At 60.9% G+C, this 26,350-nt stretch carries 25 protein-coding genes; 22 read left to right on the top strand and 3 right to left on the bottom strand.

Annotated features, from left to right (window positions below; translation table 11 throughout):
• Nucleotides 1–7 precede the first annotated feature (7 nt).
• Entirely contained in the window at nt 8–1,672 is a 1,665-nt protein-coding gene (locus ACFY68_RS21300; RefSeq protein ID WP_387531374.1) for an electron transfer flavoprotein-ubiquinone oxidoreductase, read from the bottom strand.
• Nucleotides 1,673–2,228: 556 nt separating this feature from the next.
• On the opposite strand from ACFY68_RS21300, the gene ACFY68_RS21295 reads away from it, so the two are divergent.
• The 9 genes from ACFY68_RS21295 (at nt 2,229) to ACFY68_RS21255 (ending at nt 9,163) form a co-directional block, all read left to right on the top strand.
• A complete protein-coding gene (locus ACFY68_RS21295) occupies nt 2,229–2,978 on the top strand; it encodes an electron transfer flavoprotein subunit beta/FixA family protein (protein WP_346615630.1) in 750 nt (249 codons plus the stop codon).
• Nucleotides 2,979–3,908, top strand: a complete 930-nt coding sequence (locus ACFY68_RS21290) for an FAD-binding protein (RefSeq protein ID WP_346615631.1) — start codon at nt 2,979–2,981, stop codon at nt 3,906–3,908.
• A 78-nt stretch (nt 3,909–3,986) separates the two neighbouring features.
• Entirely contained in the window at nt 3,987–4,808 is an 822-nt protein-coding gene (locus ACFY68_RS21285; RefSeq protein WP_387531370.1) for a substrate-binding periplasmic protein, read from the top strand.
• A 9-nt stretch (nt 4,809–4,817) separates the two neighbouring features.
• The gene (locus ACFY68_RS21280; RefSeq protein WP_346615633.1) at nt 4,818–5,171 is read left to right on the top strand and encodes a DUF4398 domain-containing protein; all 354 of its coding nucleotides are present in this window, start codon (nt 4,818–4,820) and stop codon (nt 5,169–5,171) included.
• Nucleotides 5,168–5,980 carry an OmpA family protein gene (locus ACFY68_RS21275; RefSeq protein ID WP_387531366.1) on the top strand — a complete coding sequence of 271 codons (813 nt, stop codon included), beginning with the start codon at nt 5,168–5,170 and terminating at the stop codon, nt 5,978–5,980. The genes ACFY68_RS21280 and ACFY68_RS21275 overlap by 4 nt, the downstream gene beginning before the upstream one ends.
• Before the next feature lie 199 nt (nt 5,981–6,179).
• The gene (locus ACFY68_RS21270; protein ID WP_346615635.1) at nt 6,180–7,622 is read left to right on the top strand and encodes a PLP-dependent aminotransferase family protein; all 1,443 of its coding nucleotides are present in this window, start codon (nt 6,180–6,182) and stop codon (nt 7,620–7,622) included.
• A 64-nt stretch (nt 7,623–7,686) separates the two neighbouring features.
• On the top strand, nt 7,687–8,148 hold the full coding sequence (locus ACFY68_RS21265) for a hypothetical protein (RefSeq protein WP_387531362.1): 462 nt from the start codon (nt 7,687–7,689) through the stop codon (nt 8,146–8,148).
• Between the two features lie 121 nt (nt 8,149–8,269).
• Nucleotides 8,270–8,524: a YkgJ family cysteine cluster protein gene (locus ACFY68_RS21260; protein ID WP_346615637.1), complete on the top strand. Its 255-nt coding sequence runs from the start codon at nt 8,270–8,272 to the stop codon at nt 8,522–8,524.
• Nucleotides 8,525–8,554: 30 nt separating this feature from the next.
• Nucleotides 8,555–9,163, top strand: a complete 609-nt coding sequence (locus ACFY68_RS21255) for an START domain-containing protein (protein WP_387531354.1) — start codon at nt 8,555–8,557, stop codon at nt 9,161–9,163.
• Between the two features lie 102 nt (nt 9,164–9,265).
• On the opposite strand, the gene gltA is transcribed toward ACFY68_RS21255, so the two are convergent.
• The gene (gene gltA / locus ACFY68_RS21250; protein ID WP_346615143.1) at nt 9,266–10,555 is read right to left on the bottom strand and encodes a citrate synthase; all 1,290 of its coding nucleotides are present in this window, start codon (nt 10,553–10,555) and stop codon (nt 9,266–9,268) included.
• Between the two features lie 352 nt (nt 10,556–10,907).
• Between gltA and sdhC the strand changes: the two genes are divergently transcribed.
• The 11 genes from sdhC (at nt 10,908) to ACFY68_RS21195 (ending at nt 24,881) form a co-directional block, all read left to right on the top strand.
• Nucleotides 10,908–11,294 (top strand): succinate dehydrogenase, cytochrome b556 subunit, encoded by a 387-nt coding sequence (sdhC, locus tag ACFY68_RS21245; protein ID WP_012315350.1) that lies wholly within the window; start codon nt 10,908–10,910, stop codon nt 11,292–11,294.
• Nucleotides 11,288–11,656, top strand: a complete 369-nt coding sequence (gene sdhD / locus ACFY68_RS21240) for a succinate dehydrogenase, hydrophobic membrane anchor protein (protein ID WP_027921320.1) — start codon at nt 11,288–11,290, stop codon at nt 11,654–11,656. Before sdhC ends, sdhD begins: the two co-directional genes overlap by 7 nt.
• A 3-nt stretch (nt 11,657–11,659) precedes the next feature.
• The gene (sdhA, locus tag ACFY68_RS21235) at nt 11,660–13,432 is read left to right on the top strand and encodes a succinate dehydrogenase flavoprotein subunit (protein WP_023533625.1); all 1,773 of its coding nucleotides are present in this window, start codon (nt 11,660–11,662) and stop codon (nt 13,430–13,432) included.
• A gap of 11 nt (nt 13,433–13,443) precedes the next feature.
• Nucleotides 13,444–14,148, top strand: coding sequence for a succinate dehydrogenase iron-sulfur subunit (locus ACFY68_RS21230; protein ID WP_346615142.1), 705 nt, complete (start codon nt 13,444–13,446; stop codon nt 14,146–14,148).
• A gap of 246 nt (nt 14,149–14,394) precedes the next feature.
• The gene (locus ACFY68_RS21225; protein ID WP_346615141.1) at nt 14,395–17,226 is read left to right on the top strand and encodes a 2-oxoglutarate dehydrogenase E1 component; all 2,832 of its coding nucleotides are present in this window, start codon (nt 14,395–14,397) and stop codon (nt 17,224–17,226) included.
• A gap of 42 nt (nt 17,227–17,268) precedes the next feature.
• Nucleotides 17,269–18,507, top strand: a complete 1,239-nt coding sequence (gene odhB / locus ACFY68_RS21220; protein WP_387531346.1) for a 2-oxoglutarate dehydrogenase complex dihydrolipoyllysine-residue succinyltransferase — start codon at nt 17,269–17,271, stop codon at nt 18,505–18,507.
• Nucleotides 18,508–18,603: 96 nt separating this feature from the next.
• Nucleotides 18,604–20,040 carry a dihydrolipoyl dehydrogenase gene (gene lpdA / locus ACFY68_RS21215; RefSeq protein WP_346615139.1) on the top strand — a complete coding sequence of 479 codons (1,437 nt, stop codon included), beginning with the start codon at nt 18,604–18,606 and terminating at the stop codon, nt 20,038–20,040.
• A gap of 172 nt (nt 20,041–20,212) precedes the next feature.
• Nucleotides 20,213–21,379 carry an ADP-forming succinate--CoA ligase subunit beta gene (gene sucC, locus ACFY68_RS21210; protein WP_008091914.1) on the top strand — a complete coding sequence of 389 codons (1,167 nt, stop codon included), beginning with the start codon at nt 20,213–20,215 and terminating at the stop codon, nt 21,377–21,379.
• Nucleotides 21,379–22,263 (top strand): succinate--CoA ligase subunit alpha, encoded by an 885-nt coding sequence (gene sucD, locus ACFY68_RS21205; RefSeq protein ID WP_172230032.1) that lies wholly within the window; start codon nt 21,379–21,381, stop codon nt 22,261–22,263. The genes sucC and sucD overlap by 1 nt, the downstream gene beginning before the upstream one ends.
• Nucleotides 22,264–22,635: 372 nt before the next feature.
• Nucleotides 22,636–23,949, top strand: a complete 1,314-nt coding sequence (gene brnQ / locus ACFY68_RS21200) for a branched-chain amino acid transport system II carrier protein (RefSeq protein ID WP_387531341.1) — start codon at nt 22,636–22,638, stop codon at nt 23,947–23,949.
• Nucleotides 23,950–24,131: 182 nt separating this feature from the next.
• A complete protein-coding gene (locus ACFY68_RS21195; RefSeq protein WP_387531338.1) occupies nt 24,132–24,881 on the top strand; it encodes a DUF599 domain-containing protein in 750 nt (249 codons plus the stop codon).
• Between the two features lie 67 nt (nt 24,882–24,948).
• Here ACFY68_RS21195 and ACFY68_RS21190 read toward each other — a convergent pair whose 3' ends face one another.
• On the bottom strand, nt 24,949–25,224 hold the full coding sequence (locus tag ACFY68_RS21190) for a hypothetical protein (RefSeq protein ID WP_346615136.1): 276 nt from the start codon (nt 25,222–25,224) through the stop codon (nt 24,949–24,951).
• 167 nt (nt 25,225–25,391) lie between these two features.
• On the opposite strand from ACFY68_RS21190, the gene ACFY68_RS21185 reads away from it, so the two are divergent.
• Nucleotides 25,392–25,868, top strand: coding sequence for a PaaI family thioesterase (locus ACFY68_RS21185; RefSeq protein WP_387531335.1), 477 nt, complete (start codon nt 25,392–25,394; stop codon nt 25,866–25,868).
• Nucleotides 25,865–26,347: a PaaI family thioesterase gene (locus tag ACFY68_RS21180; protein ID WP_387531332.1), complete on the top strand. Its 483-nt coding sequence runs from the start codon at nt 25,865–25,867 to the stop codon at nt 26,345–26,347. The genes ACFY68_RS21185 and ACFY68_RS21180 overlap by 4 nt, the downstream gene beginning before the upstream one ends.
• The last annotated feature ends 3 nt before the right edge of the window (nt 26,348–26,350 follow it).

The raw sequence follows: 26,350 nt of genomic DNA, 5'->3' as shown, positions 1-26,350 counted from the left end.
GGCGGGCTTACATGTTCGGGTAATTCGGCCCACCTGCGCCTTCAGGGGTAACCCAGGTGATGTTCTGGGCCGGGTCCTTGATGTCGCAGGTCTTGCAGTGCACGCAGTTCTGCGCGTTGATCTGGAAGCGCTTGTTGCCGTCTTCCTGGGTGACCACTTCGTACACGCCCGCTGGGCAGTAACGCTGCGCCGGCTCGTCGTACAGCGGCAGGTTGCTGGCGATCGGGATGTTCGGGTCGGTCAGTTTCAGGTGGCAGGGTTGTTCCTCTTCATGGTTGGTGCTGGAGAGGAATACCGAGCTGAGCTTGTCGAAGCTGAGCTTGCCGTCCGGTTTCGGGTAGTCGATCTTTTTCGAGTCGGCCGCGAGTTTGAGGCAGGCGTAGTCCGGTTTGGTGTCATGCAGGGTGAACGGCAGCTTGCCGCCGAACCAGTTCTGGTCGACGTAGTTGAACGCGCCGCCGAGCAGCGGGCCGAACTTGTGCAGTGCCGGGCCGAAGTTGCGGCTGGCGAACAGCTCTTCGTGCAGCCAGCTGGCCTTGAAAGCATCGACATAGGTGTTGAGGGCGTCGCCGCCCTCGCTGCCTGCGATCAGCGCGTCGGCCACGGCGTCGGCCGCGAGCATGCCCGACTTCATGGCGGTGTGGCTGCCCTTGATCTTCGAGAAGTTCAAGGTACCCAGGTCGCAACCGATCAGCGCACCGCCGTTGAACACCATCTTCGGCAGCGAGTTCAGGCCGCCTTTGCAGATGGCGCGGGCGCCGTAGCTGATGCGCTTGCCGCCTTCGAGGTACTGCTTCATCACCGGGTGATGCTTGAGGCGCTGGAACTCATCGAATGGCGACAGGTAAGGGTTGGCGTAGGACAGGTCGACGATCAGGCCGACCACCACCTGGTTGTTTTCCAGGTGATAGAGGAACGAGCCGCCGGTGTTGTCGGCGCTTACCACGTCCAGCGGCCAGCCAGCGGTGTGCACCACCAGGCCCTGCTCGTGCTTGGCCGGGTCGATTTCCCAGATTTCCTTCAGGCCAATGCCGTAGTGCTGGACGTCAGACTCGCTGTCGAGGTTGAAGCGCTTGATCAGCTGCTTGCCGATATGGCCGCGGCAGCCTTCGGCAAACAGGGTGTACTTGGCGCGCAGCTCCATGCCGGGGGTGTACAGGCCGTCTTTCGGGTTGCCTTCACGGTCGACGCCCAGGTCACCGGTGACGATGCCGCGGACCACGCCGTTGTCGTCGATCAGCGCTTCCTGGGCGGCGAAGCCGGGGTAGATTTCCACGCCGAGGTTTTCCGCCTGCTGGGCCAGCCAGCGGCACAGGTTGCCCAGCGAAATGATGTAGTTGCCCTGGTTGTGCATGGTCTTGGGCACGAACAGGTCAGGCACCTTGGTCGAGCTGCCGGCATCCTTGAGCACGTAGATGTCGTCGCGCTTGACCTCGGTGTTCAGCGGCGCGCCGAGTTCCTTCCAGTCGGGGAACAGTTCGTTCAGGGCGCGCGGCTCGAACACCGCGCCGGAGAGAATGTGGGCGCCGACTTCGGAGCCTTTCTCGACCACGCAGACGCTGATTTCGCTACCGGCTTCGGCGGCCTTCTGCTTCAGGCGGCAGGCGGCTGACAGGCCTGCCGGGCCAGCGCCGACGATGACCACGTCGAATTCCATGTATTCGCGTTCCACTGGTTCTCTCCTACTCATCAAGGCTGGTGCTGTTGCTTTGTCTTATGGGTGTGGGGTGATCATGCGCACCGCGCTTCACGGGAGCGGAGCTGTAGCAGCGCAGAGGATGGACTACACCGTTTTGTCTTGGCCGCGCATTATATCTACACCACTTGGCGGGTCCAATACAAACGTTTGTTTGAATTTGCCGCAGGCCAGTAAAATCACAGGAACGCGGCTGAAGGGTGACCGATTTGCCGTATTGACCGGATTGGGTGTTGCAGTCAAGATAGGAGCGGTTTTACGTTCGCCGTAGGCTTATCGCCGGGCGCAGGTACACCTCTAAAAACCAGGTATGGAGCAGGGCTTTCGGGCCAGATCACGGTTTGTAGTGGAGTTTACACGCCACCACAGAAAATGACCCGCAGCTATTTGCCGCAATGGTCTGAACAAGACTGATTGGTCACGCTGAAGTTTGCGCCCCCCGGCACGTTTTTAGAGGTGCCCTTGTACCCACGCGCATCGCCGGGCATAGCCCCAGGCGACTATCTATTCACCGGAGAGTAACGAGGAATCCATGAAGGTTCTTGTAGCTGTCAAACGAGTGGTCGACTACAACGTCAAGGTTCGCGTCAAGGCGGACAACTCCGGCGTCGACCTTGCTAACGTCAAGATGTCCATGAACCCCTTCTGCGAAATCGCCGTGGAAGAAGCCGTACGCCTGAAAGAGAAGGGCGTGGCGAGCGAGATCGTCGTCGTCTCCGTCGGCCCGACCACTGCCCAGGAGCAGTTGCGTACTGCGCTGGCACTGGGTGCTGATCGTGCCATCCTGGTCGAAGCCGCCGATGAGCTGAATTCGCTGGCCGTGGCCAAGGCGCTGAAAGCCGTTGTCGACAAAGAGCAGCCGCAGCTGGTCATTCTCGGCAAGCAGGCCATCGACAGTGACAACAACCAGACCGGCCAGATGCTGGCCGCGCTGACCGGCTACGCCCAGGGCACCTTCGCCTCCAAGGTCGAAGTGGCTGGCGACAAGCTGAACGTCACCCGTGAAATCGATGGCGGCCTGCAGACCGTATCGCTGAACCTGCCGGCGATCGTCACCACCGACCTGCGCCTGAACGAGCCGCGCTACGCGTCGCTGCCGAACATCATGAAGGCCAAGAAGAAGCCGCTGGAGACCGTCAAGCCTGACGATCTGGGCGTTTCCCTCGCCTCCACCAACAAGACCCTGAAAGTCGAAGCGCCTGCTGCACGCAGCGCGGGTATCAAGGTCAAGTCGGTGGCCGAACTGGTCGAGAAGCTGAAGAACGAAGCGAAGGTAATCTAAATGACTATCCTGGTTGTCGCTGAATACGAGAACGGTGCCGTAGCCCCGTCCACCCTGAACACTGTTGCCGCAGCCGCCAAGATCGGTGGTGATGTGCACGTGCTGGTCGCAGGCCAGAACGTCGGTGGCGTTGCCGAATCCGCTGCCAAGATCGCTGGCGTTGCCAAGGTGCTGGTGGCTGATAACGCCGCCTACGCCCATGTCCTGCCGGAAAACGTCGCCCCGCTGATCGTCGAGCTGGCTACGGGTTACAGCCACGTGCTGGCCCCGGCCACCACCAACGGCAAGAACATCCTGCCACGCGTTGCCGCGCTGCTGGACGTCGATCAGATTTCCGAGATCATCTCGGTCGAATCCGCCGACACGTTCAAGCGCCCGATCTATGCCGGTAACGCCATTGCCACTGTGCAATCGAGCGCTGCGGTCAAGGTCATCACCGTGCGTACCACTGGCTTTGATGCCGTGGCCGCCGAAGGTGGCTCGGCCGCTGTTGAGGCCGTTGGCGCTGCGCACAACGCCGGTATCTCCACCTTCGTCGGTGAAGAGCTGGCCAAGTCCGACCGCCCAGAGCTGACCGCTGCCAAGATCGTCGTTTCCGGTGGCCGCGGCATGGGCAACGGTGACAACTTCAAGCACCTGTACAGCCTGGCCGACAAGCTCGGCGCCGCCGTGGGTGCCTCGCGCGCTGCGGTCGACGCAGGCTTTGTGCCCAACGACATGCAGGTCGGCCAGACCGGCAAGATCGTTGCGCCGCAGCTGTACATCGCCGTCGGTATCTCCGGCGCGATCCAGCACCTGGCCGGCATGAAAGACTCCAAGGTGATCGTTGCGATCAACAAGGATGAAGAAGCGCCGATCTTCCAGGTGGCCGACTACGGGCTGGTCGCTGACCTGTTCGAAGCGGTTCCAGAGCTGGAAAAGCTGGTCTGATCCGCCTGCTTCACTTATAAAGAAGCCCGGCCCTTGTAACGAGGGCCGGGCTTTTTTTATGCGGGCAAGGAGTAAAGGATGGCGTTTCGCAAAGCAGGCAAGGTGCTGGCATGCACGGTGGCGATGCTGTCGCCGCTGGCAATGGCGGCAGGCAAATGTGAGCGCCTGGTGGCTACCGGCAGCCCGGATGCCCCGCCTTATTCCTGGCAAGACCCGAAAGACCCTGAACACCTCGTCGGCGCCAACGTCGACCTGTTGCGCCAGGTGGCCGGCGAGCTGGGCGTGAAGGTGGAGGTGTTGAATGCCGGCAGGCGCGACCAGGCTTTGGAAGAGGTGCGCAGCGGGCGCATGGACCTGCTGCTCGATACGCCCATGCAAGTGGAGCAGCTGACGGCACTGGACTACATTCACCCGCCCTTGCAGCTCAACGAATACCTGGTCTGGACGCGGCATGACGCCGAGGTCGACTTTGACGGGCCGGCGGACCTGGCGAAATACCAGGGCACGCTGTCGGAACGCGCCCGCCTGACCCCCGCTTTCAGCGCCTTTGCCAAGGCGCAGCTGAAGCTGGTGCCCGCGCAGAACCTGACCCAGGCGTTTCAAAAACTGGTGCTGGGCCAGGTCGATTATGTGCTGGCCGGCCGCTACTCGGGCATGGCCATGACCCAGAGCCTGGGCATGAGCAACGACCTTATCGCGCGCGGCCTGCCGGTGGATCGCCCAGGGCTGTACCTGGCCGTCTCGCACAACTCGGCGTGCAATGACGCGTGGTTGCGTGGGCAACTGGCAAAAAAACTGACAGAATTGCCGATCTCCGGTGCGTCTGAAGCCGTGCTGCAACGCAATGTCGAGCGCTGGAAAGCGCAGATGCACGTGCAGGCGGATGCCCCCAAACAGTAGGAAGAGTGCGTGAGAACCCAATCACTGATCCTTGCCGTGGCCATGCTCGGCCTGGCCGGCTGCGCCAATGACCCGGCGCCCAACGAGCAGATGCGTATTTCCGAGCAGGCGCTGGAGCAGGCCAAGGCGGTCGGTGCCACCGACCAGGTCGAGGAGCTGAAGCTGGCCGAAGACAAGCTTGCCCGGGCCAAGACCAATATGCTGACCGAAGACTACCGCGACGCCCGCATGCGGGCCGAGCAGGCCGAGCTGGATGCGCGGCTGGCCGAAGCCCGTGTGCTGAACCAGAAGAGCGACGAGCAACTCGACGCGCTGCAGTCTCGGGTCAAGCGCTTGCGCAAGCAGCTGGAGGTGCAGCCATGATGCGCTACAAGCCAGTGGCCGCTCTGGCCCTGCTGGCACTGACCGCCGGGCTGCAAGGTTGCGCCAGCCAGCGCAGCGAGTCGGCGCTGGATGACGCCGCCACGGCGTTTCAGAAGGTCAAGGATGATTCCGATGTGCTGCGCAGCGCGCCGCGTGACGTGATCCGTGCCGGTGAATCGCTGGCCCGCGCCGAACGCCTGTCCAGCTACATCGGTACAGGCACCGACGTGCGCCACTATGCCTACTTGAGCCAGCGCTACAGCGAGATCGCCAGCGAGCACGCCAAGCTGGCGCTGAACCAGGAGCGCCTGGCCAAGCTCGACCTCGAACGCCAGCGCCTGCAACTGGCCCTGCGCGAGGCCAAATTGGCCAGCGTGCAGCAGCAAGGCAAGTGGGTCGAGACGCAGATCGCCGCGTTGGCCTCCGAGCAGGCTGACCGTGGGTTGGTGATGACGCTGGGCGATGTGCTGTTCGATACCGGCCGCGCTGACCTGAAGAACTCGGCCAGCCGCACCGTGCTGAAGCTGGTGCAGTTCCTGCAGCTCAACCCTCGCCGCGTAGTGCGGATCGAAGGTTACGCCGACAACACGGGCGCGCCGGAGGACAACCTCAAACTATCGCGTGATCGGGCGCAAGCGGTGGCCGATATGCTGGTCGATCTGGGCATCAACGAAAAACGCCTGCAGGTCGAGGGGTATGGCGATCAGTATCCGATCGAGGCCAATGCCTCCGAGCGGGGCAGGGCGCAGAATCGCCGGGTCGAGATCGTCTTTTCTGACGAGAAAGGCAAGCTGGCGCCAGCGCGCTGATCATTGAAAAAAGGGGGGCTGCATTGCAGCCCCTTTTTTATCGGCGCGTGACGGGTTAATCGTTTCGACAGGTGTTACGCAACTGTAATGTCGACTATTCTGCAATCTGTCCCAGTACACTTCGCAACTGTTACGGTATTCTCTGCCGTCAGTGAGTCGCACAAGAACAACGAGCCCGTCCGCGCGTCGAGATATCGCCATGACCAACCTGCTGTTGTACCAGCGTATCGCCCAGCAACTGGCCGATGACATCCGTCGTGGTGTCTACCAGCCAGGGGAGCGGGTACCGTCCGTGCGCAAGATGAGCGCTCAGCTCAATGTCAGCCATGCCACGGTGCTGCAGGCCTATGCCAATCTCGAGGATCAGGGGCTGATCCGCGCCCGGCCGCAGTCGGGGTACTACGTGCACCAAACGCCGGCGCTGACCGCGCAGACACCAGACATCGCCAGGGTCGAACGCCCCGGCCTGGTGACCCGGGCCAGTATCATCCAGCAAGTATTGACCGAGGCGCGTCGTGATGGCGTATTCCCCTTCGGGGCCGCCGTGCCCCATGTCGATTACTTGCCGGTGCGCGCCCTGCATCAGCAGATCGCCAAGGTCACCCGGTTTCACAGCCCGCGTGCGTTCAGCTACATGTTCAGCCCAGGTTTCGAGCCGCTGCGCCGGCAGATCGCCATACGCATGCGCGATGCCGGCGTACTGGTTGACCCGCGCGAGGTGATCGTCACCCATGGCTGTGTCGACGCGCTGCAGATGTCGCTGCGCGTGCTGACCCGCCCGGGTGACCTGATCGCCGCCGAGTCACCCACTTATTACGGCCTGCTGCAGTTGGCCGACCTGCTCGGCCTGAAGGTCATCGAGATTCCCAGTGACCCGTCTACCGGCATCAGCCTGGAGGCCTTGCAGCTTGCAGCCAATCAGTGGTCGATCAAGGCCCTGGTGCTGACCTCGCGCCTGAGCAACCCACTGGGTGGTACCATCCCCGAAGAGCGGCAGAAGCAGTTGCTGCGCCTGGCGTCGGACTTCGACATACAGATCGTTGAAGACGACATTTACGGCGAACTGATGTTCGAGCAGGGCAAGACCAAGGCGCTGAAAGCATTCGACCGGCTGGACCGGGTCATCTACTGTTCGAGTTTTTCCAAGACGCTGTCGCCCGGTGTGAGGGTTGGCTGGATGGTGGCGGGGCGCTACCAGGACGAGATCCAGCGGTTGCAGACCTTCACCACGCATTCCGCGTGCAGCGTCACGCAGATGGGGGTGGCGGCTTACCTGGAAAACGGCGGCTACGATCGCCACCTGCGGTTTATCCGTCAGGAGTATCGCAAGAACCTCAGCGCTTACCAGCTGGCGGTGCAGCAGCACTTCCCGGAAGGCACGCAGATGACCCGGCCCACGGGTGGGTTCATCCTTTGGGTGAGCCTGCCGGGAAGGGTCAATACGCAGGAATTGCACGTGCGCGCGCTGGAGCAGGGTATCAGCATCGCGCCGGGGCTGATCTTCAGTAATACCGAGCAGTTCAATCACTGCATCCGGCTGAACTGTGGCATCCCGTGGAACAAGGAGGCCGAGCGGGCGGTGATGACGCTCGGGCTGCTGGCACAGCAATTGTGCAGGGAGTCGCAACCCTCACTTTTGTAAGGCTTGCCAGGCGCGGGCGGAACGGAGAGCATACGCACATTTCCTGCCTTGCTAGCCGGTGTCCATGAAACTGTTGCGTTGTATTGCCCTGATCGTCTGCCTTGTGCCGTTTGTTGCGCTTCCTGGCGTATCCCAGGCGGCGCAGCCTGCGGTTCAAGCGCAGCAGGGCAAGGCGGCTGCAAAGCCTGCGACCAGGCAGCCAGCCAAGTCCAAACCCAAGCCCAAGCCGAAAGCCAAGGTGGCACGCAAGCCGGTCAGCAAGGCGGTGGCCAAGCCGCTGCCGAAAGCCAAACTCGACCTGAGCCTGCCGGCTGATATGGTCGATGATCTCGAACCCAGCGTCGGCAACTCTGCCAACCGTCGCAAACCTTTGCTGCCCGCCATGTTCACCGAGAAGCCACAAAGCGACGACAGCCCGTTCCAGCTCAACGGCCGGTTGATCAGCAACGAAATGCAGTTGCAGATGCGCAACGATAGCCGCCGTGATGTGGAAGGGGCGGCCATCGACTTCGAGTTCCGTCAGTAGCCAGCGGTAACTGACTGTTGAGTCACGGGCGATTTCATCAGGCCAGCAATTTCAAACGTATGTTTGAGCGGTTACTATCCAGGGACGTTCGTCCCGTTTTGTTTCAGGGAGTCTTGTTGTCATGAATTGCCGTGAGGGCTGCGGTGCCTGCTGCATCGCCCCGTCCATCAGCTCTGCGATGCCTCGCATGCCCCACGGCAAGCCGGCTGGCGAGCGCTGCCTGCATTTGACCGTCGAGAACCTCTGCGACCTGTTCGGCAAGCCCGAGCGGCCGGCGGTGTGCGGCGGGTTCAAGGCGGATATCGAGGTGTGCGGCAACGATCGCGACGAGGCAATCAGGATTCTCGGCTGGTGGGAGCAGATGACGGCGGCGTGACAGGCTGGATCTTCGACAACAAGGATAAAGATGATGAGATCGTTCAAGCGTATTGCACTGCTGTGTGGCATGGGTGTCCTGCTGGCGCCTGCCGCCTGGGCGGAAAACTGGCAGGTGGCCAAGGACGAGGAGGGGATCAAGGTCTCCCTCAGCGAAGTGCCGGGCTCCAAGTACAAGGCCTATCGCGGTGTCACCGTGATCAAGGCGCCGCTGGCCAAGGTCGAGGCGCTGCAAGAGGATGTGGCTGGGGCCTGTTCCTGGATCCACGAGTGCAAATCGCAGAAGCTGCTCAAGCACGAAGGTGACCAGAGCTGGACCTACACCCAGTTCAATACGCCGTGGCCCGTGACCCCGCGGGATTCGGTACTGCATGTCACCACGGTCAAGGCCGCTGATGGCAGCCTGACCCGCAACCTGAAAGAAGAGCCGACGTATGTCCCCGAAGAGAAGGGGTTCGTGCGGGTGGCGAAAGTCGAAGGCTTCTGGAAGCTGGTGCCCAAGGGCGACAGTACAGAGGTCACCTACCAGGTGCACACCGAGCCGGGTGGCAGTGTGCCGGCGATGGTTGCCAACAAGTTTGTCGTGGAGGCGCCGTTCAATACCTTGAAAGGGTTGCGTGAGCGGGCCGAGAAAAACTGAGGCTCGCAGCGCCGTAATGCTCATGCCTGCATAAGCGGTTCAGCACAATGGCAATAAAAAAGGCTGCCCAGGGGCAGCCTTTTTGCGTTCGGCTCAGGGAGCTTACTTGCGGTCTTTCAGTTCGACGATGTCGCGCTGCAGCTCGCCGGTGTACAGCTGGCGCGGGCGGCCAATCTTGTACGGGCTGGAGAGCATTTCTTTCCAGTGCGAGATCCAGCCCACGGTACGTGCCAGGGCGAAGATGACGGTGAACATGCTGGTCGGAATGCCGATCGCCTTCAGGATGATGCCCGAGTAGAAGTCGACGTTCGGGTACAGCGAGCGCTCGATGAAGTACGGATCGGTCAGGGCGATCTCTTCCAGGCGCATGGCCAGTTCCAGCTGCGGGTCGTTCTTGATGCCGAGCTCGCCCAGGACTTCGTCGCAGGTCTTCTTCATCACGGTGGCGCGTGGGTCACGGTTCTTGTAAACGCGGTGACCGAAGCCCATCAGCTTGAACGGGTCGTTCTTGTCCTTGGCCTTGGCGATGTACTTGTCGATGTTCGAAACATCGCCAATTTCGTCGAGCATGGTCAGCACGGCTTCGTTCGCGCCGCCGTGGGCAGGGCCCCACAGTGCGGCGATACCGGCGGCGATACAGGCGAACGGGTTGGCACCCGAAGAGCCGGCCAGGCGCACGGTGGAAGTGGAGGCGTTCTGTTCGTGGTCGGCATGGAGGATGAAGATCTTGTCCATTGCCTTGGCCAGCACCGGGCTGATCGGTTTGATCTCGCACGGGGTGTTGAACATCATGTGCAGGAAGTTTTCCGCGTACGACAGGTCGTTGCGCGGGTACATCATCGGCTGGCCCATGGAGTACTTGTAAACCATCGCGGCCAGGGTCGGCATCTTGGCGACCAGGCGCACCGCGGAAATTTCGCGGTGTTGCGGGTTATTGATGTCCAGGGAGTCGTGGTAGAACGCCGAGAGGGCGCCAACCACACCGCACATCACCGCCATCGGGTGAGCGTCGCGGCGGAAACCGTTGAAGAAGGACTTCAGCTGCTCGTGAACCATGGTGTGGTTCTTGACGGTGCTGACGAACTGGGCCTTCTGCTCGGCATTCGGCAGTTCGCCGTTGAGCAGCAGGTAGCAGGTTTCCAGGTAGTCCGATTGTTCGGCGAGCTGTTCGATCGGGTAGCCGCGGTGCAGCAGCACGCCCTGATCGCCATCGATGTAGGTGATCTTCGACTCGCACGAGGCGGTCGCCATGAAACCTGGGTCGAAGGTGAAGTGACCTGTGGCCCCCAACCCGCGGACGTCGATTACATCAGGACCAACGGTGCCGGTTAAAATGGGCAGCTCGACGGGGGCAGCGCCCTCGATGACCAACTGCGCTTTTTTGTCAGCCATGTGGCCTCCTATTAATGCTTGAAATCATCAGACAGACCCCCCACGCAGGGCCCGCACCACTATAGAGAAGTAAATTTGAATGTCAATTTGCCTAAAGGCTGGTTGAAACCGGCTCTGAGGCCTGATTTTTCACGAAATTCTCGCCCATTTACGCCTTTTGTTCGCTAAAGGCAATGCGCTATTTGGGCTACCCCGTCACGTTGTCATAAGCAGCCTAACTGTCTATACTCGGCACCCGACTCCCAGGGGCTTGCAAGCCCGAACTGCTGGGTGTCGCCGTTCCCTGGGTGGTGGGTACCTGACCAGTACACTTACCAACAACTTTGCCCTGATTCGCTAGGGGCTCTTCAGTGTGAAAAAAGCCGTGAAAAGCCAACGACCTGTAAACCTAGACCTAAGGACCATCAAGCTTCCTGTCACTGCGTACACGTCCATTCTTCACCGTATCTCCGGCGTCATCCTGTTCCTCGGCCTTGCCATCATGCTTTATGCACTGGGCAAATCGCTGGGTTCCGAGGAAGGCTTCGGTGAGGTGAAGGCGTGTCTGACCAGCCCGCTGGCCAAGTTCGTGACCTGGGGCCTGTTGTCCGCCCTGCTTTATCACCTCGTGGCAGGTGTACGCCACCTGATCATGGACATGGGCATCGGTGAGACGCTGGAAGGCGGCAAGCTGGGCTCGAAAATCGTGATCGTCATCTCCGTGGTGCTGATCGTTCTGGTGGGAGTTTGGGTATGGTAACCAATGTCACGAACCTGTCGCGTTCGGGCCTCTATGACTGGATGGCGCAGCGCGTATCGGCGGTCGTTCTCGCGGCTTACTTCATTTTCCTGATCGGCTACGTGGTCTGCCACCCAGGCATCGACTACACCCAGTGGCATGGTCTGTTCTCCAACAACGCGATGCGGATCTTCAGTCTGCTGGCCCTCGTTGCCCTGGGCGCTCACGCCTGGGTCGGCATGTGGACCATTGCGACCGACTACCTGACGCCTATGTCGTTCGGCAAGTCGGCAACTGCGATTCGTTTCCTGTTCCAGGCGGTATGCGGCGTTGCGATGTTCGCTTACTTCGTCTGGGGTGTGCAGATTCTCTGGGGTATCTGATCCATGGCTAGCATTCCTACTATTTCCTTCGACGCCATCATCATTGGTGGCGGCGGTGCCGGCATGCGCGCAGCGCTGCAGCTGGCTCAGGGCGGTCACAAGACTGCCGTAGTCACCAAGGTCTTCCCGACCCGTTCGCACACTGTATCCGCTCAGGGCGGCATTACCTGCGCCATCGCTTCGGCTGACCCGAACGATGACTGGCGCTGGCACATGTACGATACCGTCAAGGGTTCCGACTACATCGGTGACCAGGACGCTATCGAATACATGTGTCAGGAAGGCCCGGCTGCGGTCTTCGAACTGGACCACATGGGCCTGCCGTTCTCGCGTACCGAAACCGGCCGCATCTACCAGCGTCCGTTCGGTGGCCAGTCCAAGGACTTCGGCAAGGGCGGCCAGGCTGCTCGTACTTGCGCAGCATCCGACCGTACCGGTCACGCGCTGCTGCACACCCTGTACCAGGGCAACCTGAAAGCCGGTACCACCTTCCTCAACGAGTACTACGCCGTTGACCTGGTAAAAAACCAGGAAGGCGCCTTCGTCGGTGTGATCGCGATCTGCATCGAAACCGGCGAAACCATGTACATCAAGTCCAAGGCCACCGTTCTGGCGACTGGCGGTGCGGGCCGTATCTATGCCTCCACCACCAACGCCCTGATCAATACCGGCGACGGTATCGGCATGGCCCTGCGTGCCGGTGTACCGGTGCAGGACATCGAAATGTGGCAGTTCCACCCGACCGGCATCGCCGGCGCCGGTGTACTGGTCACCGAGGGTTGCCGCGGTGAGGGTGGCTACCTGATCAACGCCCACGGCGAGCGCTTCATGGAGCGTTACGCGCCGAACGCGAAAGACCTGGCCGGCCGCGACGTGGTTGCCCGTTCCATGGTCAAAGAGATCATCGCCGGCAACGGCGTGGGCCCGAACAAGGACCACGTACTGCTGAAGCTGGACCACCTGGGCGAGGAAGTGCTGCACAGCCGCCTGCCAGGCATCTGCGAGCTGTCCAAGACCTTCGCCCACGTCGACCCTGTCGTCGCGCCGGTGCCGGTCGTTCCGACCTGCCACTACATGATGGGTGGCGTCGCTACCAACATTCATGGCCAGGCCATCACCATGGACGAAGAAGGCAAGGATCACATCATCCCTGGCCTGTTCGCCGTAGGTGAAGTGGCGTGCGTATCGGTTCACGGTGCCAACCGCCTGGGCGGCAACTCGCTGCTCGACCTGGTGGTGTTCGGCCGTGCTGCCGGCCTGCACCTGGAGAAGGCGCTGAGCGACGGCATCGAGCACCTCGACGCCAGCGACACCGACATCGACGTTGCCCTGAACCGCCTGAACAAGCTCAACGAGCGCTCCACTGGCGAAGACGTTGCCAGCCTCAAGCGCGAGCTGCAGAGCTGCATGCAGAACTACTTCGGTGTATTCCGTACTGGCGAATACATGCTCAAAGGTATCGAGCAACTGGCTGGTCTGCGCGAGCGTATCGCCAACGTCAAGATCAACGACAAGTCCCAGGCCTTCAACACCGCGCGTATCGAAGCGCTGGAGCTGCAGAACCTGCTGGAAGTTGCCGAAGCTACCGCCATTGCGGCCGAAGCCCGTAAAGAGTCCCGCGGCGCCCACGCCCGTGAAGACTTCGAAGACCGTGACGACGAAAACTGGCTGTGCCACACCCTGTACTACCCAGGTGTCAAGCGCGTTGCCAAGCGCGGCGTCAACTTTGCGCCGAAGACTGTTCCAGCCTTCGAACCAAAAATCCGGACTTACTAAGGGTGGCTGCTATGTTGAAAGTCGAAGTTTATCGCTACAACCCCGACACCGACGCGGCGCCCAAGATGGAGTCGTTCGACGTCGACACCGGCGGCAAGGACCTGATGGTTCTGGATGTGCTGGCGCTGATCAAGGAAAAGGACGAGGGTTTCTCGTACCGTCGCTCCTGCCGTGAAGGCGTGTGCGGTTCCGACGGCATGAACATGAACGGCAAAAACGGCCTGGCCTGCATCACCCCGCTGTCGGGCGTGGTCAAGGGCAACAAGCTGGTGCTGCGCCCGCTGCCGGGCCTGCCGGTCATTCGTGACTTGGTCGTCGACATGAGCATCTTCTACAAGCAGTACGAGAAGGTGAAGCCATTCCTGCAGAACGACACGCCGGCCCCGGCCATCGAGCGTCTGCAGTCGCCAGAAGAGCGTGACAAGCTGGACGGTCTGTACGAGTGCATCCTGTGCGCTTGCTGCTCGACTTCCTGCCCATCGTTCTGGTGGAACCCAGACAAGTTCCTGGGCCCAGCGGCCCTGCTGCAGGCCTATCGCTTCCTGGCCGACAGCCGTGACACCAAGACCCAGGAGCGCCTGGCGTCCCTGGATGACCCGTTCAGCGTGTTCCGCTGCCGCGGGATCATGAACTGCGTCAACGTTTGCCCGAAGGGTCTGAACCCGACCAAGGCAATCGGCCACGTACGTAACATGCTGCTGCAAAGCGGCACCTGATTCAAAGCGTTGTAACTGCAGTAAGCCGAGGTGCGGGTGGTGAGCCCGCACTGAGGTAAAACCTGAGCAAGGGCCCACAAAGCCCGCGCTCGATACCTATGAAGATATGAGACCAGCAGGGGCTTTCCGGGCTGGTACCCGGAAAATCAGCAAGATCCAAGTGGCGTGGTTCAGTCGCTGTGTTCGGACTTTTCCAGGTTTGCTGTGGCTCTCGCCGATCAGTCCCCTAATCGAGGGTGACCAAGCATGCAAGAAAGCGTGATGCAGCGCATGTGGGAAAGCGCCCACCTTTCAGGTGGTAACGCTGCATATGTGGAAGAGCTCTACGAGCTCTACCTGCACGACCCTAACGCTGTGCCAGAAGAGTGGCGCACTTACTTCCAGAAGTTGCCTGCTGATGGCAGCACCGCTACTGATGTATCGCACTCGACAATCCGCGACCATTTCGTACTGCTGGCAAAGAACCAGCGCCGCGCCCAACCGGTGTCCGCCGGGAGCGTGAGCAGTGAACACGAGAAGAAGCAGGTTGAAGTTCTGCGACTGATCCAGGCCTATCGTATGCGCGGCCATCAGGCTGCCAAGCTCGACCCGTTGGGGTTGTGGCAGCGCCCTGCGCCCGTAGACCTGTCGATCAATCACTACGGCTTGACCAATGCCGATCTTGATACGACCTTCCGTGCCGGCGACCTGTTCATCGGCAAAGAGGAAGCGAGCCTACGCGAGATCGTCGAAGCGCTCCAGAAGACATATTGTCGCACCATTGGCGCCGAGTTCACCCACATCGTCGATTCCGAGCAGCGTAGCTGGTTCCAGCAGCGCCTCGAAAGCGTGCGCGGTCGTCCGGAATTCTCCGCCGATGTGCAGGCTCACCTGCTCGAGCGCGTGACGGCCGGTGAGGGCCTCGAGAAGTACCTGGGCACCAAGTACCCGGGCACCAAGCGTTTCGGCCTGGAAGGCGGCGAGAGCCTGATTCCGATGCTGGACGAAATGATCCAGCGCTCCGGCTCCTACGGCACCAAGGAAGTCGTGATCGGCATGGCCCACCGCGGCCGTCTGAACGTGCTGGTCAATACCTTCGGCAAGAACCCGCGCGAGCTGTTCGACGAGTTCGAAGGCAAGAAGATGAACGAGCTGGGCTCCGGTGACGTTAAGTATCACCAGGGCTTCTCCTCGAACGTGATGACCACTGGTGGCGAAGTTCACCTGGCCATGGCGTTCAACCCGTCCCACCTGGAAATCGTCTCGCCAGTGGTTGAAGGTTCGGTGCGCGCCCGTCAGGACCGTCGCAACGACACCGTCGGCGACAAGGTACTGCCGATCTCGATCCACGGCGACGCGGCCTTTGCCGGCCAGGGCGTGGTCATGGAAACCTTCCAGATGTCGCAGACCCGCGGTTTCAAGACCGGCGGTACCGTGCACATCGTGATCAACAACCAGGTTGGTTTCACCATCAGCAACCCGCTGGACGCGCGTTCCACCGAGTACGCCACCGACGTTGCCAAGATGATCCAGGCGCCGATCCTGCACGTTAACGGTGATGATCCGGAAGCCGTGCTGTTCGTGACCCAGCTGGCCATCGATTACCGCATGCAGTTCAAGCGTGACGTGGTCATCGACCTGGTCTGCTACCGCCGCCGCGGCCACAACGAGGCCGACGAGCCCAACGGTACCCAGCCGCTGATGTATCAGCAGATCAGCAAGCAGCGCACCACCCGTGAGCTGTATGCCGAAGCGCTGATCCAGGCTGGTCGCATCGACGCCGAGCGCGCTCAGGCCAAGATCGACGAGTACCGCAACGCCCTGGACAACGGCCTGCACGTGGTCAAGAGCCTGGTCAAGGAGCCGAACCGCGAGCTGTTCGTGGACTGGCGTCCATACCTGGGCCACGCCTGGACCGCGCGTCACGACACCCGCTTCGACCTCAAGACCCTGCAGGACCTGTCGGCCAAGCTGCTGGAGCTGCCGGAAGGTTTCGTGGTTCAGCGCCAGGTCTCGAAGATCTACGAAGATCGCCAGAAGATGCAGGCCGGTGGCTTGCCGATCAACTGGGGTTATGCAGAGACCATGGCTTACGCCACGCTGCAGTTCGAAGGTCACCCGATCCGCATGACCGGCCAGGACATCGGCCGTGGCACCTTCTCGCACCGCCACGCGGTGTTGCACAACCAGAAGGACGCCAGCACCTACGTACCGCTGCAGAACCTGTTCCCGGGCCAGCCGCGCTTCGACCTGTACGACTCCTTCCTGTCGGAAGAAGCGGTACTGGCCTTCGAATACGGTTACTCGACCACCACGCCGAACGCGCTGGTGATCTGGGAAGCCCAGTTCGGCGACTTCGCCAACGGTGCGCAAGTGGTGATCGACCAGTTCATCACCAGCGGTGAGCACAAGTGGGGCCGCCTGTGCGGTCTGACCATGCTGCTGCCACACGGTTATGAAGGGCAGGGCCCGGAGCACTCCTCCGCGCGCCTGGAGCGTTACCTGCAGCTGTGCGCCGAGCACAACATCCAGGTCTGCGTACCAACCACGCCAGCACAGATCTACCACCTGCTGCGTCGCCAGGTCATCCGTCCGCTGCGCAAGCCGCTGATCGTCCTGACGCCGAAGTCGCTGCTGCGCCACAAGCTGGCCATCTCGACCCTGGAAGACCTGGCAGAAGGCTCGTTCCAGACCGTGATCCCGGAAATCGACACCCTGGATCCAGCCAAGGTCGAGCGCCTGGTACTGTGCGGCGGCAAGGTGTACTACGACCTGCTGGAAAAACGCCGTGCCGAAGGCCGCGAAGACATCGCCATCGTGCGTATCGAGCAGCTGTACCCGTTCCCGGAAGACGACTTGGTCGACATCCTGGCGCCGTACACCAACCTCAAGCATGCCGTCTGGTGTCAGGAAGAACCGATGAACCAGGGCGCCTGGTACAGCAGTCAGCACCACATGCGCCGTATCCTGGGCCGCCACAACAAGGCGCTGGTCCTGGAATACGCCGGCCGCGACGCCTCTGCCGCGCCAGCCTGTGGTTACGCTTCGAAGCACGCCGAACAGCAGGAAAAACTGCTGCAAGACGCCTTCACTGTTTAACGCCTTCGCGCACCTGAAACCGAATTTAAGGAAACACAGATAATGGCTATCGAGATCAAAGCCCCAACCTTCCCGGAATCGGTTGCCGACGGCACCGTTGCCACCTGGCACAAGAAGCCGGGCGAAGCCGTCAAGCGTGACGAGCTGATCGTCGACATCGAAACCGACAAGGTGGTCCTGGAAGTACTGGCTACCGCCGATGGCGTGCTGGGCGACATCGTCAAGGGGGAGGGCGACACCGTCCTGTCCGACGAACTGCTGGGCTCGATCGTTGAAGGCGGTGCTGCCGCTGCTCCAGCGGCCGCCGCTGCCGCTCCTGCTGCTGCTCCGGCTGCTGCTCCGGCTGCCGCTGCCGCCGATGCTGGCGAAGATGACCCGGTTGCTGCCCCGGCCGCGCGCAAGCTGGCTGAAGAAAACGGCATCGACCTGGCTACCGTTGCCGGCACTGGCAAAGGCGGTCGCGTCACCAAGGAAGACGTGGTGGCTGCAGTCGCCAACAAGAAGTCGGCACCTGCCGCTGCGCCGGCTGCCAAGCCTGCCGCTGCCGCTGCTGCCCCGGTTGTGGCCGCCGCTGGCGACCGCACCGAGAAGCGCGTGCCGATGACCCGCCTGCGTGCCAAGATCGCCGAGCGCCTGGTCGAAGCCCAATCCAACATGGCGATGCTGACCACCTTCAACGAAGTCGACATGACCGAAGTCATGGCCCTGCGTTCGAAGTACAAGGACCTGTTCGAGAAGACCCACAACGGCGTGCGCCTGGGCTTCATGTCGTTCTTCGTCAAGGCCGCCACCGAAGCGCTGAAGCGCTTCCCGGCTGTCAATGCCTCGATCGACGGCAACGACATCGTCTACCACGGCTTCGCCGACGTCGGCGTTGCCGTCTCCAGCGACCGTGGCCTGGTGGTCCCGGTACTGCGTAACGCCGAGTCGATGAGCCTGGCTGAAATCGAGAACGGCATCGCCACCTTCGGCAAGAAAGCCCGTGACGGCAAACTGTCGATCGAAGAAATGACCGGCGGCACCTTCACCATCACCAACGGCGGTACTTTCGGTTCGATGATGTCGACCCCGATCGTCAACCCGCCGCAGGCCGCCATTCTCGGCATGCACAACATCATCCAGCGCCCGATGGCCATCAACGGCCAAGTGGTTATCCGCCCGATGATGTACCTGGCGCTGTCGTACGATCACCGCCTGATCGACGGCAAGGAAGCGGTAACCTTCCTGGTCACCATCAAGAACCTGCTGGAAGATCCGTCTCGCCTGCTGCTGGACATCTAATCGCGCAGCTGTAAGCTGCAAGCCGCAAGCTTCAAGCCGAAGCCTGCTGGTCTTGCGGCTTGCAGCTTGCCGCTTGAAGCTAAAAAGGAATCTTTTATGACCCAGAAATTCGACGTAGTGGTGATTGGTGCAGGTCCTGGCGGCTATGTGGCTGCCATCAAGGCTGCCCAACTTGGTCTGAAGACTGCCTGTATCGAGAAATACACCGACGCCGAGGGCAAACTGGCCCTGGGCGGCACCTGCCTGAACGTAGGGTGCATCCCGTCCAAGGCGCTGCTGGACAGCTCCTGGAAGTACAAGGAAGCCAAAGAGAGCTTCAACGTCCACGGTATCTCCACTGGCGAAGTGAAGATGGACGTCGCCGCGATGGTTGGCCGCAAGGCTGGCATCGTCAAGAACCTGACCGGTGGCGTTGCCACCCTGTTCAAGGCCAACGGCGTTACCTCGATTCAGGGCCACGGCAAACTGCTGGCTGGCAAGAAAGTCGAAGTCACCAAGGCTGATGGCACCACCGAAATCATCGAAGCCGAAAACGTGATCCTGGCCTCCGGCTCGCGTCCGATCGACATTCCGCCGGCTCCGGTCGACCAGAACGTCATCGTCGACTCCACCGGCGCCCTGGAATTCCAGACCGTACCTAAACGCCTGGGCGTGATCGGTGCTGGCGTGATCGGCCTGGAGCTGGGTTCGGTATGGGCTCGCCTGGGTGCTGAAGTCACCGTCCTGGAAGCCCTGGACACCTTCCTGATGGCTGCCGACACCGCCGTGTCGAAAGAAGCTCAGAAGACGCTGACCAAGCAAGGCCTGGACATCAAACTGGGCGCTCGCGTCACCGGTTCGAAAGTCAACGGCAACGAAGTCGAAGTCACCTACACCAACGCCGAAGGCGAGCAGAAGATCACCTTCGACAAGCTGATCGTCGCGGTCGGCCGTCGCCCGGTGACCACTGACCTACTGGCCTCCGACAGCGGCGTGACCATCGACGAGCGTGGCTACATCTTCGTCGACGATCACTGCGCCACCAGCGTTCCGGGCGTGTTCGCCATCGGTGACGTGGTACGCGGCATGATGCTGGCACACAAGGCCTCGGAAGAGGGCATCATGGTCGTCGAGCGCATCAAGGGCCACAAAGCCCAGATGAACTACGACCTGATCCCGTCGGTTATCTACACCCACCCGGAAATCGCGTGGGTCGGCAAGACCGAACAAGCCTTGAAGGCCGAGGGTGTTGAGGTTAACGTAGGCACCTTCCCGTTCGCCGCCAGCGGCCGTGCGATGGCAGCCAACGACACCGGTGGTTTCGTCAAGGTCATCGCCGATGCCAAGACCGACCGCGTACTGGGTGTGCACGTGATTGGCCCATCGGCTGCCGAACTGGTACAGCAGGGCGCAATCGCAATGGAATTCGGCACCAGTGCCGAGGATCTGGGCATGATGGTCTTCAGCCATCCAACCCTGTCCGAAGCGCTGCATGAAGCAGCGCTGGCAGTGAATGGCGGCGCCATTCACGTAGCCAACCGTAAGAAGCGTTAATTATAAGAAACCACGGCGGGCTGCCCGTCGTGAGTCTTGCGTGCATGACTCACCGCGGAACGTTCGCCGGACCGAACTACACGGGAAAACCCGGGGTTGACGGTCACAGGTGGTGCGGCGCCAGCAATGGCGCAGCGCCGAAGCGCAGTACCTAACGAAGACGGTAAAAAGCATGAATCTTCACGAGTATCAGGGTAAGCAGCTGTTCGCTGAATACGGCCTGCCAGTTTCCAAGGGTTTCGCAGTCGACACCCCTGAAGCTGCAGCAGAAGCTTGCGACAAGATCGGCGGTTCCGAGTGGGTTGTCAAAGCCCAGGTTCACGCAGGTGGTCGCGGTAAAGCGGGCGGCGTCAAGCTGGTTCGCAGCAAGGAAGACGCCAAGGCGTTCGCTGCGCAATGGTTGGGCAAGCGTCTGGTAACCTACCAGACCGACGCCAACGGTCAGCCAGTGACCAAGATCCTGGTCGAATCCTGCACTGACATCGCCAAAGAGCTGTACCTGGGCGCTGTAGTCGATCGCTCGAGCCGCCGCATCGTGTTCATGGCCTCCACCGAAGGTGGCGTGGACATCGAGAAAGTCGCTCACGAAACTCCTGAGAAGATCATCAAGGCTACTATCGATCCGCTGGTCGGCGCTCAGCCGTTCCAGGGTCGTGAACTGGCATTCCAGCTGGGTCTGGAAGGCAAGCAAGTTGCACAGTTCGCCAAGATTTTCGTAGGCCTGGCCAAGCTCTTCAAAGAGCACGACCTGGCCCTGCTGGAAGTCAACCCGCTGGTCATCAAGGCCGACGGCGACCTGCACTGCCTGGATGCGAAGATCAACATCGACGCAAACGCCATGTACCGTCAGCCGAAGCTGAAAACCTTCCACGACCCGTCGCAGGACGATCCTCGTGAAGCCCACGCTGCCAGCTTCGAGCTGAACTACGTGGCCCTGGAAGGCAACATCGGCTGCATGGTCAACGGTGCTGGCCTGGCCATGGGTACCATGGACATCGTCAACCTGCACGGCGGCAAACCAGCCAACTTCCTCGACGTAGGCGGCGGTGCCACCAAAGAGCGCGTTACCGAAGCGTTCAAGATCATTCTGTCCGACAGCAATGTCGCGGCCGTTCTGGTCAACATCTTCGGCGGCATCGTTCGCTGCGACATGATTGCCGAAGGCATCATCGGTGCAGTGAAAGAAGTCGGCGTTAAAGTTCCGGTCGTCGTTCGCCTCGAAGGCAACAACGCCGAACTGGGCGCTAAAGTACTGGCAGAAAGCGGTTTGAACATCATTGCGGCAACCAGCCTGACCGACGCTGCTCAACAAGTTGTCAAAGCTGCGGAGGGCAAGTAATGAGCGTCCTGATCAATAAAGACACCAAAGTCATCTGCCAGGGCTTCACCGGCTCGCAGGGTACTTTCCACTCCGAACAAGCCATCGCCTACGGCACCAAGATGGTCGGCGGCGTTACCCCAGGCAAGGGTGGCAGCACCCACCTGGGCCTGCCGGTGTTCAACACCGTCAAGGAAGCTGTGGAAGCGACCGGCGCTGACGCTTCGGTGATCTACGTTCCGGCTCCGTTCTGCAAGGACTCGATCCTGGAGGCGGCCTTCGGCGGCATCAAGCTGATCGTCTGCATCACCGAAGGCATTCCTACCCTGGACATGCTGGATGCCAAGGTCAAGTGCGACGAGCTGGGCGTTACCCTGATCGGCCCTAACTGCCCAGGCGTGATCACGCCGGGCGAGTGCAAGATCGGCATCATGCCAGGCCACATTCACTTGCCAGGCAAGGTCGGTATCGTGTCGCGTTCCGGCACCCTGACCTACGAAGCCGTGAAGCAGACCACCGACGCCGGCTTCGGCCAGTCGACCTGCGTCGGCATCGGCGGTGACCCGATCCCGGGCTCCAACTTCATCGACATCCTGAAGCTGTTCCAGGAAGACCCGAAGACCGAAGCGATCGTCATGATCGGTGAGATCGGCGGTTCGGCTGAAGAAGAAGCTGCGGCCTATATCAAGGCCCACGTCACAAAGCCTGTCGTTTCCTACATCGCTGGTGTTACTGCACCTGCGGGCAAGCGCATGGGCCACGCTGGCGCCATCATCTCCGGCGGCAAAGGCACTGCGGACGAGAAGTTCGCTGCGCTGCAGGACGCGGGTGTGAAAACCGTGCGTTCCCTGGCTGACATCGGCAAGGCCCTGGCCGAGCTGACTGGCTGGGAAGCCAAGAAGTAAGTAACACGTAATACCCCCACGCGCACAAAGGCCACCTTCGGGTGGCCTTTGTCGTTTTTCAGATGTAAGTGCGCTTCAGAAAATTCGATTACCCCTATCAGGATTTTCAACCAGACATTCGCGTGATTCAGCAATAAATTGTCGTCTGAGACGGTCAACCAGACGACAAACATGTACGCACATCGGACAAGCAGCACTGTGCCAGTGCGTTTGTGGGGTAAAACGGTTAATCTAAGCGTTCACTCTGTGCCCGTACCCCAAAAGGGAACGACACGCTAAACGGGTCTGGCCTATCAAGCCGGGCAGCATTTCCCTCATCCATGGGGAAATCCCTTCTCGAATCCCGATTTCAGCAGTGTGGTACTACCCTAAATGAAAGTTTTAAAAGGCCAGGATATCCTGGCGCTTGGCTTTATGACGTTTGCGCTTTTCGTAGGCGCCGGCAATATCATCTTCCCACCTATCGTTGGCCTGCAGTCCGGGCCGCACGTGTGGATGGCCGCACTAGGTTTCCTGGTGACTGCCGTGGGCCTTCCGGTCATCACCGTGGTCGCCCTGGCCAAGGTCGGTGGCGGCATGGATGCGCTCAGCAGCCCGATTGGCAAGTTCTTCGGTGGCCTGCTGGCGGCCGTTTGCTACCTCTCGGTGGGCCCGCTGTTCGCGACCCCGCGGACCGCGACCGTGTCGTTCGAAGTGGGCGTGGCGCCGCTGACCGGCGAAAGCCCGTTGGCGCTGTTCATCTACAGCCTGGTGTACTTCATCGTAGTGCTGGCGGTTTCCATGTATCCGGGCAAGCTGCTCGATACCGTGGGCCGTTTCCTCGCGCCGCTGAAGATCATTGCCCTGGCCGCATTGGGCATCGCTGCCTTCGCGCTGCCGGCGGGCAGCATTGGTGAGGCGCAGCCAGCATACGCTGCGGCGGCCTTCTCCAAAGGCTTCTCGGATGGCTACCTGACCATGGACACACTGGGTGCTCTGGTCTTCGGTATCGTCATCGTCAATGCCATCCGTTCGCGGGGTGTCGAGTCGCCGAAGCTGATTACCCGCTATGCCATCATCGCCGGCCTGATTGCCGGTGTGGGCCTGGCGCTGGTGTACATCAGCCTGTTCCGCCTGGGTGCCACCAGCCACGACATCGCGGCTGACGCCACCAATGGTGCGGCGGTTCTGCACGCTTATGTGCAGCACACCTTCGGCTCGCTTGGCAGTGGTTTCCTTGCCGTGCTGATCGCGCTGGCCTGCCTGGTAACGGCCGTTGGCCTGACCTGCGCCTGTGCCGAGTACTTCAGCCAGATCCTGCCGCTGTCGTACCGTGCATTGGTGGTGATCCTGGCGGGCTTCTCGCTGCTGATCTCCAACCTGGGCCTGACCAAGCTGATCATGTTCTCGATCCCGGTGCTGACCGCCATCTACCCGCCCTGCATCGTGGTGGTGGGTTTGAGCTTCGTCAAAGACCTGTGGAATTCGCCGACGCGCATCCTCGCGCCGGTAATGCTGGTGTCGCTGGTGTTCGGCATCGTCGATGCGGTCAAAGGCAGCAGCATTGCCCACGTGCTGCCAGACTTCATGGCGCACTTGCCGCTGAGCGATCAGGGCCTTGCCTGGCTGGTGCCTTCGGTGGTCACCCTGGTGGGCGCCGTGGCGTGCGACCGTATGCTCGGCAAGCCGCGCGAAGCGCTGGCCTGATGCGTTGAAGCCCGCCGCTGGTACCGGCCACAAGCCGTAGGGTGCCAGCCGCAGGTCGATACCCTGAACCCCGTATCCTCAAGGATGCGGGGTTTTTTTGTTACAGGGGTGTGCCTTTCCGTGTTTGCGGGCGTCGAAACCCGGTCTCTATCCTTAGTGCACCTGGCCTTCGGGAGCCCTGCATGAATTTCATCCAAAGCAACCTCCACAATTTGCTGGCCGTCAGCTGGTTCGTCCTCTGCTGGGGCGGCTACACCCGCTACGCCATCTGGAAGGGGCGCGACACGGCCTGCCTGGCCAGTGTGCTGCACTTGTACCGGGAAGACTGGATGCGGCGCATGTTGCTGCGCGACAACCGCATCGCGGATGCCAGCGTGATCGGCAACCTGGAGCGCAACGCCTCGTTCTTTGCGTCCAGTACCCTGATTATCCTCGCCGGCATCCTCACCGTGCTGGGTGCCTCGGATCGTGCCTTGTCACTGTTGGCAGACCTGCCCTTGGTGCAGCAGGCGTCGCAGGGGATGTCGGAAATCAAGTTGCTGTGCCTGGCGGCGGTTTTCGTCTACGCCTTCTTCACCTTCAGCTGGTGCATGCGCCAATACAACTTCGCTGCCGTATTGGTAGGGTCCGCGCCAATGATCGGTGAGCGCCTGGTCAATGAACTCGAGCGCAAGGCATTCGCGTCCCGCGCGGCGAGGGTGTTGTCGCTGGCGGCCAACCAGTTCAACTTTGGCCTGCGCGCTTATTACTTCGGCATGGCCATGCTCACCTGGTTCATCAGCCCGTGGTTGTTCATGGTGGTGAGTGTGGGTGTAGTGCTGATCCTGTATCGGCGCGAGTTCCATTCCGATGTGCTGGAAGTGATGGTATTCACGCCCACCGAAAGTGCACCGAGCGACGCCAGCAAAGAAAACGCCAGCGTTAATACCTGAAACGTTTAACCGCTAAGTTGCAGGCACAAAAAAACCCGACACTGTCGGGTTTTTTTGTACGGCGCGATTACTGCTTGGCAGGCTCGGCAGGCGCGGTCGATGGAGCCGGAGTAGCCGGTGCGGCTTCTTCGGCAGCCTTCTTCTCGGCTTCGGCCTGATCTTTGGCGGCTTCGGCGTTTTCCTTGGCAGCGTCGTTCATCTTATCCTGAGCTTCGCCCATCTTTTCCTGGGCTTGCTCGGCGTGTTCTTGTGCGTCCTGGGCTTTGTCTTCGCTCGCTTTATCGCAAGCAGCCAGGCCCATGGCAGCAGCCAGCATCAGAGCAAAAGCAAATGGTTTACGCATGGGGGTGTTTCTCCTTGGTGGAATAAGTGACTTGTTCCTTCGAGTTCGCCCGTGCAGAAATAGTTCCGCATCAATTACAGATATATAACACCGCGTTCTATATAGACTTTTTACCGGTTTTATGCCGCCGTGGCAGTAATCATGCGCATTGATCAGGGACACTACCAATGACCGATTCAACCTTGATGGCCATGGCCGAACGCTTCTTGTCGGCGCTCAGGCATTGCCAAGTATTGCACATGCAAGTGGCCTATGCGGATGCCGAGGGCATGACCCTGCTGTTGCCCTGGTCGCCTGCCATTGTCGGCAACCCGCAAACCGGCGCAGTGCATGGCGGCGCCTTGACCACGCTGATGGACACGACGTGCGGCATGGCCACGCTTTGCGTGCTGCCAAGCTTTGAGGTGTGCCCGACCCTCGACCTGCGCATCGACTACATGCATCCCGCGCAAGCCGGTAAAGCCATCTACGGCCACGCCCAATGCTACCGGGTCACCCGTGACGTGATCTTTACCCGTGGAACGGCCTACCAGGATGACCCCAGCCAGCCGATCTGCCAGGTGGTGGGCACTTTCATGCGCCTGGGCCAGGGCATCAAAGGCGGTATCCGTTTCGGCAAAGACCTGAAAGAGGGCCGCGCATGATTCCGCACGATGTCCGTAAACGCCTTAACGAGGCCCACGCGGTTGGCGATTATCAGCCATTGCTGGAACTGATCCCCTACGCCGGCCTGATCGGTATCGAGTGCGAGCGTCAGGGCGATGACCTGCTGTTCCGCCTGCCGGCCAATGCGGACAACATTGGCAACCCTTTGCTGCCGGCGGTGCATGGTGGCGTGATCGCCGGGTTCATGGAGCTTTCTGCCGCCTTGTATCTGCTTATTTACAGCGAGAGTGCGAGCATTCCGAAGATCATCGATTTTTCCATCGATTACCTGCGTGCCGGGCATTTTCGCGATACCTACGCGCAGTGCCAGCTGTGGCGCCAAGGCCGGCGCGTGACCAACGTGGCGATTACCGCCTGGCAGGGCGATCGGCAAGCTCCGATCGCCACTGCGCGTGCTCATTTCAAGATCGAACCGGAAAAGCCCTTGAAATCGTCTGGGCAGCCCCCATCTGCATGACAT

The sequence above is a fragment of the Pseudomonas sp. NPDC012596 genome, assembly GCF_042902325.1.
Taxonomy (GTDB): domain Bacteria; phylum Pseudomonadota; class Gammaproteobacteria; order Pseudomonadales; family Pseudomonadaceae; genus Aquipseudomonas.
This window is presented reverse-complemented; position numbering and strand designations above follow the sequence as displayed.